The organism is Rhizobium sp. BR 362, from assembly GCF_036528765.1.
GTDB lineage: Bacteria > Pseudomonadota > Alphaproteobacteria > Rhizobiales > Rhizobiaceae > Rhizobium.
Genome location: NZ_JARWGH010000075.1, coordinates 1 through 4,154, shown reverse-complemented (window position 1 = coordinate 4,154; position 4,154 = coordinate 1). Strand labels below are relative to the sequence as shown.

5 protein-coding genes and 1 pseudogene are annotated in these 4,154 nt (G+C 57.4%); 5 read left to right on the top strand and 1 reads right to left on the bottom strand.

From position 1 onward, the window contains the following. From QDY28_RS30590 to QDY28_RS30570, 5 genes and pseudogenes are all read left to right on the top strand, one after another. Nucleotides 1-218, top strand: a pseudogene (locus QDY28_RS30590) (IS701 family transposase); the annotation flags it as partial. 96 nt (nucleotides 219-314) lie between these two features. Continuing rightward, entirely contained in the window at nucleotides 315-1,148 is an 834-nt protein-coding gene (locus QDY28_RS30585) for an IS5-like element ISRtr4 family transposase (protein WP_004126132.1), read from the top strand. Between the two features lie 97 nt (nucleotides 1,149-1,245). Further along, entirely contained in the window at nucleotides 1,246-2,535 is a 1,290-nt protein-coding gene (locus QDY28_RS30580) for an amino acid ABC transporter permease (protein ID WP_120670741.1), read from the top strand. A 12-nt stretch (nucleotides 2,536-2,547) separates the two neighbouring features. Continuing rightward, entirely contained in the window at nucleotides 2,548-3,339 is a 792-nt protein-coding gene (locus QDY28_RS30575) for an amino acid ABC transporter ATP-binding protein (protein ID WP_004112771.1), read from the top strand. Between the two features lie 283 nt (nucleotides 3,340-3,622). Beyond that, nucleotides 3,623-3,937 (top strand): thioredoxin domain-containing protein, encoded by a 315-nt coding sequence (locus QDY28_RS30570; protein WP_081598422.1) that lies wholly within the window; start codon nucleotides 3,623-3,625, stop codon nucleotides 3,935-3,937. Here the strand turns inward: QDY28_RS30570 and QDY28_RS30565 are convergent. Continuing rightward, on the bottom strand, nucleotides 3,924-4,154 hold a 231-nt coding region (locus QDY28_RS30565), incomplete at its 5' end, for an ISAs1 family transposase (protein ID WP_331384828.1). The genes QDY28_RS30570 and QDY28_RS30565 overlap by 14 nt on opposite strands.

Here is a 4,154-nt window from a genome sequence, read left to right as displayed (position 1 = left end):
CGCTGTGGGCGGGAGATGTTCTCAGCCAAACCACGCGCCCTTACGCGGCGGCATGGTACAGGAAAACCGATCTGACATTCACAGATGCGATTGGCGCTGTGCGTCTCGTTTTGTGGAGCGACGATCTTTATCGACACTCACCGTCAAACCTGGAAATGCATAAAATACCGCCAGGGCGACTTGTCCGTATGGCGCAGGCGATTTGCTTCGCCGCATAATGTACAAAGTCAAGCTTAGAGGCTGCCTCAAAAAGAGGTGGGTGATTTCAACAGGTTATGATTCCTTCGGATTTGCGAGATTCGATGGAGAACACGATGGCCTGGACCAAAATCACCCGTCGGCAATATGCCCGGCGAACGGCACGCTACGCAAGCGATATGACGGATCGGGAATGGGGTCTGGTTCAGCCTTTCCTGCCAATGCCGCGCCGCTTGGGCCGCCCGCGGACCACGGATTTGCGAGAGGTGGTGAATGCCCTGCTTTACATCGCCACAACTGGTTGCCAATGGCGGATGCTGCCGAAGGATTTTCCACCCTGCTCGACCGTCCAGCGCTATTTCTATGAATGGAGAGCGTTGGGACTTTGGCCACGCATCAACCATCGTCTCGTGATGGAAACGCGCGAGTTGGAGGGCAAGGAGGCAAGCCCGACGGCCGGTGTGATCGATAGCCAGAGCGTCAAAACCACCGAAAGCGGCGGCATCCGGGGCTATGACGCGGGCAAGAAGACCAAAGGCCGCAAGCGCCATATCATCGTCGATACGCTCGGCCTGATGGTCGGTCTCATGGTGCACAGCGCCGACATCCAGGATCGCGACGGTGCTCCCGATCTCCTGAAATCCATCCGCCACAGGTGGCCATGGTTACTGCATGTCTTCGCCGATGGTGGCTATGCGGGCGATAAGTTGAAGCGGCGACTGAAAAAGATCGGGCGCTGGACGATCGAGATCATCAAGCGCTCAGACAAGGCGAAAGGCTTCGAGGTTCTGCCGCGTCGATGGGTGGTCGAACGGACCTTCGCCTGGCTTGGCAGATGCCGCAGATTGGCCAAAGACGTCGAACGCTCCATCGCATCAGCCGAAGCGTGGATCATGATCGCCCACATTCGTCTCATCACCAGACGGCTAGCAAGGTATGGATATCGTTGAACGCTTTTCGAATCCGACTCTTATGTCGCGATCAGCCTCAGCATCTCGGCTGCCATGAACATCTACAACAATCGCGTCAGCCTGAAGGAGCGTTGAGATGAACATGCAAAACCTCTCCTTTGTGCGCCAGGACATGGTCGCCGCATCGCCAAGGCCTTCGGGGCGAGGGGGGACGCTCGAATGGACGAGAAAAAATCTTTTCAACAGCTGGCTCAGCACGCTTCTAACAGTCGGGTCCGTACTTACGGTCGCATGGCTCATCGTGGCCGTCGCACCATGGCTCGGCAATTCAGTCTGGCGGGCCAACTCACTTGTCGAGTGTCGGCAAGTCCTGGGCGATGCGCCGGGCGCGTGTTGGGGCGTGATCCGCGACCGCTGGCCGCAGCTTCTCTTCGGTTTCTACCCTGCGCATCTCTACTGGCGGCCGGTGCTGGCATTCGCGCTGCTCTTCGCCGCTTTGGCGCCAGTTCTGCTCCGCGCTTTGCCGCGACGGGCTCTCTGGTTCAGCATCGTCTACCCCGGCATAGCCTATTTCCTGATCTGGGGTGGCAGCCTCTGGTTTCCGATCTCGGTCTATTTCGGCTTCGCTGTCGGCGCTGGACTGTTCATGTTGGCAGCACGGGCCGGAAAAGGGCCGAGCGTCGGCATTGCTGTCATCGGCGCGAGCGTCTGGTGGGTTTATGCGGCCCAGCCGATCTCGTCCCTCGCAGACGGCATGGCTCCAATCGCTCTCGATAGCATCGCCTCGCGCGATGTCGGCGGCTTCCTGCTATCGATCATCATTGGCGTAACAGGGATAGCTATGTCGCTGCCGCTCGGGATCCTGCTTGCACTTGGCCGCCGTTCCAACCTGCCGCTCATCCATATGCTGAGCGTCGTGTTCATTGAATTCATCCGCGGCGTGCCGCTGATCACGCTCCTTTTCACGGCTTCGCTGCTGCTCAACTACTTCCTGCCGCCCGGCACGAACTTTGACCTCATCCTGCGCGTTGTGATCATGGTGACGCTCTTTGCCAGCGCCTATATGGCCGAGGTCATTCGTGGCGGTCTGGCCGCTCTACCGAAAGGACAGTATGAGGCGGCGGAAGCGCTCGGCCTTGACTACTGGAAGTCCCAGCAGCTCGTCATCCTGCCGCAGGCCCTCAAGATCTCAATCCCCGGCATCGTCAATTCCTTCATCGGGCTGTTCAAGGACACGACGCTCGTCATGTTCATCGGATTGCTTGACCCGATCGCCCTTGCCGCCGCCATTCGTGCCAACACCAACTGGCAGGGCATATACTGGGAGCTCTTCATCTTCATCGGCGCCGTGTTTTTCGTCTTCTGCTTCAGCATGTCGCGCTACTCGCAATATTTGGAGCGTCGGCTGAAGACCGACCACCGGTAGGAGGATATCATAATGACCAACATCATGATGAAAACGGCGTCGTTACAGGACGACCGGCCAAGTCTTGCAGATATCGCCGTCGAGATTAGCGCCATGAACAAGTGGTATGGCGAGTTCCACGTCCTGCGCGACATCAATCTCACCGTGCAGCGGGGCGAGCGGATCGTCATTTGCGGACCGTCCGGCTCCGGAAAATCAACCATGATCCGCTGCATCAATCGGCTTGAGGAACATCAGGCCGGCAAGATCGTCGTCGACGGTATCGAACTGACCAACGACCTGAAGAAGATCGAGGAAGTCCGCCGCGAAGTCGGAATGGTGTTCCAGCATTTCAATCTCTTTCCGCATTTGACGATCCTTCAGAACTGCACCCTCGCACCGATCTGGGTCCGCAAGATGCCGCAAAAGGAAGCCAGGGAACTCGCCATGCACTTTCTTGAGAAAGTGAAAATACCGGATCAGGCGCATAAATATCCGGGTCAGCTCTCCGGCGGGCAGCAGCAGCGCGTGGCGATCGCGCGAGCTCTCTGCATGAAGCCGCGGCTGATGTTGTTCGATGAGCCGACCTCCGCGCTTGATCCAGAGATGATCAAGGAAGTGCTCGATACGATGATCGCGCTTGCCGAAGAAGGCATGACCATGCTCTGCGTCACCCATGAAATGGGTTTTGCCCAAGCGGTGGCCAACAGGGTGATCTTCATGGATCGGGGTCAAATCGTAGAACAGAACGAACCCAAGGCATTTTTCGGCGCGCCGCAATCGGAACGCACGCGCGCATTCCTCAGTCAGATCTTGGGTCACTAGGCAATAGCTACCGTTGAAGTTTGGGCACTGGCCGTATAGCATTTGATGACACAGCAGTGTCAGTGACGAACCGACTCGGGACTGCACGGACATCTGTTTGAGGCGGTCTAAATCCAAGCACTGACGCCCTGAACTTACCGGCAATCATCCGGAGACATTCATATCTTGGCCAAGTTTCTATTCTCGCGCCTCGCCGCGGGAATTCTCAGTGTTTGGATTGGCAACCTTCCAACCGCATCTAACGCGGGGGACATGATGCACCCGTAGGGCGTGCGGACCGCCGATTGGCTCCGCCTCAGCACCCGTTACCGTGATCGAATACTCGTCGCCGACCTGCCCCCATCGCGTCGAATACCGAACGCATGTCGCACTGCAGATCGAAGAGGAATTCGTCCGCACCGGTAAGGTCAGGATTGTCTTCCGACTAATTGTGCGCAACAATGTGGACATGGTCATCTTGATGCTTGCCGAACGGCAGCCCGCACCGAAGTCCCAGCAAATCCTGGATGCCTATTATGCAAGGCATGACGAGATCGTGCAATCGAGCAACATCGAACAGCACGGCGCTGAATCCGGGTTAACAGTCATGCTCGGATGATTTCGGCCATGTATTGTGGGTTTCTGCCTGCTTTGTTTCGTCTGAGTTTGATACTGCGCTTGTCGTTATGGCTTCGAACCATGTTGATGGCGAAGTGTCGGACGACGGCCATGTTGGCTGGTCCATGCCCGGTTCGAGATCGGGCGGCATCCTCGTTGAAGGTGACGTCGAGTACCCAATGGAGGGAGTTCTCGATGGCCCAATGGCCACGTATGGC

Excerpts from the sequence above, each read along its gene's own strand:
- QDY28_RS30585 (WP_004126132.1), top strand. The coding sequence starts at position 315 with ATGGCCTGGACCAAAATCACCCGTCGGCAATATGCCCGGCGAACGGCA.
- QDY28_RS30580 (WP_120670741.1), top strand. The coding sequence starts at position 1,246 with ATGAACATGCAAAACCTCTCCTTTGTGCGCCAGGACATGGTCGCCGCA.
- QDY28_RS30575 (WP_004112771.1), top strand. The coding sequence starts at position 2,548 with ATGACCAACATCATGATGAAAACGGCGTCGTTACAGGACGACCGGCCA.